This window comes from Streptomyces recifensis, from assembly GCF_002154615.1.
Lineage (GTDB): Bacteria > Actinomycetota > Actinomycetes > Streptomycetales > Streptomycetaceae > Streptomyces > Streptomyces griseoluteus.
In genome coordinates, this window is sequence record NZ_MUNH01000248.1 from 1 (window position 1) to 2,602 (window position 2,602).

General features: G+C 70.2%; 3 protein-coding genes. All 3 read right to left on the reverse strand.

Translation table 11 applies throughout. The features are described 5' to 3' along the window. Positions 1-224: PucR family transcriptional regulator ligand-binding domain-containing protein (locus tag CCN33_RS15120; protein ID WP_208621761.1), on the reverse strand; the 224-nt coding region annotated here is incomplete at its 3' end. Between the two features lie 16 nt (positions 225-240). After that, complete coding sequence (locus CCN33_RS15125) at positions 241-1,524, reverse strand: aspartate aminotransferase family protein (RefSeq protein WP_086694145.1); 1,284 nt, start codon at positions 1,522-1,524, stop codon at positions 241-243. Next, on the reverse strand, positions 1,521-2,363 hold the full coding sequence (locus CCN33_RS15130; protein WP_086694146.1) for a nitrilase-related carbon-nitrogen hydrolase: 843 nt from the start codon (positions 2,361-2,363) through the stop codon (positions 1,521-1,523). Before CCN33_RS15130 ends, CCN33_RS15125 begins: the two co-directional genes overlap by 4 nt. Positions 2,364-2,602 lie beyond the last annotated feature (239 nt).

Consider the following 2,602-nt stretch of genomic DNA (forward strand, 5'->3'; position numbering starts at 1 on the left):
CCGAGGACGACGGCGGCGGCCTCCGCCCGGTGCAGCGACTGGACGTACGCGGCCTGCTTGGCCTCGTCCCCGGCGAGCAGCACCCCGGTGGTGAGCACCATCTCGCCGCCGGTGAGCATCACGCCCACGTCGGCGGCCNNCTCCAGCGTGAGCACCTGCCGGACGGACAGGGCCGGTTCCTCCGGCCGCCAGGACGTGTGCCGGGAACCCGAGGTCGTGGTCATCCGCTGTACCCCGTCTCTAGTACGTGCTCCTCAGCGCGTTCTCGAGGATCGCCGCGCCTTCCTCGGCCTCCGCGACGGTGAGCGTCAGCGGCGGGGCGATGCGCAGGGCGCTGGTGTCGTGGCCGCCGCCCTTGCCGATGAGCAGGCCGTTGCGGCGGGCGGTCTCCAGGACGGCGGCGGCCGCGGCCGGGTCGGCCTCGTCGGTGCCCGGCTTCACCAGCTCGATGCCGATCATCAGCCCCCGCCCGCGCACCTCGCGGACGCCGGGCAGCCCGGCGGTGACTCCGCGCAGCAGCTCGATGAGCAGGCCGCCGACCCGGCGGGCGTTGCCCTGGAGGTCGTGCTCGAGGTGGTAGCCGAGGTTGGCCAGTCCGGCGGCCATGGTGATCTGGGTGCCGCCGAAGGTGGAGATGCTGTTGGCGTCGATGCAGTTCATGATCTCGGCGCGGGCGATCACCCCGCCGATGGACATGCCGTTGCCGATCCCCTTGGCGAAGGTGACGATGTCCGGCGGGCCGCTCTGGTCGTGCGCCTGCCAGCCCCAGAAGTGCTCGCCGGTACGGCCCCAGCCGGTCTGGACCTCGTCGGAGATCCACAGGATGCCGTGCTCGTCGAGGACTTGGCGGAACGCCGCGTACAGACCGTCCGGCGGGGAGGTGAAGCCGCCGACGCCCTGGATGGGCTCGGCGATCAGGGCGGCCGGGGGCCGGGTCTGGCCGAGGAGGTCGCGCAGGTCGGCCACGCAGGCGTCGATGAAGGCGCGGTCGTCCAGGCCGGCGTACGGGCCGCGGGTGCGGACACCTCCGTGCACGTACAGGGTCTGGAGCGGGGAGAGGGAGGTCGGGGACCAGGTGCGGTTGCCGGTGATGCCGACCGCGCCGAAGGACCGGCCGTGGTAGCTGTTGCGCATCGCCACGACCGTGTTGCCCTGGCGGTAGGTGGTGGCGAGCAGCATGGCCGTGTCGTTGGCCTCGGTGCCGGAGGTGGTGAAGAAGACCCGCGCGTCCGGGATGCCGCTCACCATGGCGACGCGCTCGGCCAGTTCGACCATCGGGCGGTTGAGGTAGAGGGTCGAGGAGTGGATGATCCGCCCGGCCTGCTCGGTCACCGCCTTGGTGACCTCGGGCAGTGCGTGCGCGGTCATCGTGGTGAGGATGCCGCCGAAGAAGTCCAGGTAGCGGTTGCCCTGGGCGTCCCAGACGTACCGGCCCTCGCCGTGGGTGATCTCCAGCGGGTCGTCGTAGTAGAGCGCGAGCCAGTCGGGCATGACGCCCCGGTGACGGGCGTACAGGTCGTTCACGGGTTCACCAGCCCCTCGTAGGCGTCGGGGCGGCGGTCGCGGTAGAACGCCCACTGCTGCCGGACCTCGTCGATGAGGTCGAAGTCCAGGTCGCGGACGAGGAGTTCGTCGGTCTTGTCGTCCCCGACCTCGCCGACGAACCGGCCGCGCGGGTCGACGAAGTACGACGTGCCGTAGAAGTCGTTGTCACCGTACTCCTCCTGGCCGACCCGGTTGATGGCGGCGACGAAGTACTCGTTGGCGACGGCCGCGGCGGGCTGCTCCAGCTGCCAGAGGTGGGCGGAGAGCCCGCGGTGGGTGGCGGACGGGTTGTAGACCAGCTGGGCTCCGTTGAGTCCCAGTTGACGCCAGCCCTCGGGGAAGTGGCGGTCGTAGCAGATGTAGACGCCGACCTTGCCGACAGCCGTGTCGAAGACGGGCCAGCCGAGGTTGCCGGGTTTGAAGTAGTACTTCTCCCAGAAGCCCTTGACCTGGGGGATGTGGTGCTTGCGGTACTTGCCGAGGTAGCCGCCGTCCGCGTCGATCACGGCGGCGGTGTTGTAGTAGAACCCGGAGCCGTCGACCTCGAAGACCGGGACGACGATCACCATGCCGGTCTCGCGGGCCAGCTCCCGCATCCGGGTCACGGACGGGCCGTCCGGCACCGGCTCCGCCCAGCGGTAGTGCTCCGGCTCCTGCACCTGGCAGAAGTAGGGAGCGTTGAAGACCTCCTGGAACCCGATGATCTTCGCGCCCTGCCGCGCGGCCTCACGGGCGTACTCCTCGTGCTTCTCGATCATGGACTCGGTGTCGCCGGTCCAGGTGGCCTGAACCAGTGCGGCACGTACGACGTTGGCCATGAGCTGCTCCTTCGACGCGGCGTCCGAGCCTCTACGCCCGTAGAAACGGGCCGTAGAGGGACGAAAGTAAGCCTCTTGGACGCCCTTGCCAAGACCATCGTCGCCAACCCGCTGATTCGGTCCCGTTTCACACCCCTGCGGGTGAGCGGGGTGCCGGTCAGGGGGTGATCCCGGCGGCGCGGAGCGCGTGGAGGAGGGCCCGGTGGTGGTCCTCGGAAACCTGCCGGGCGGCCTCCAGG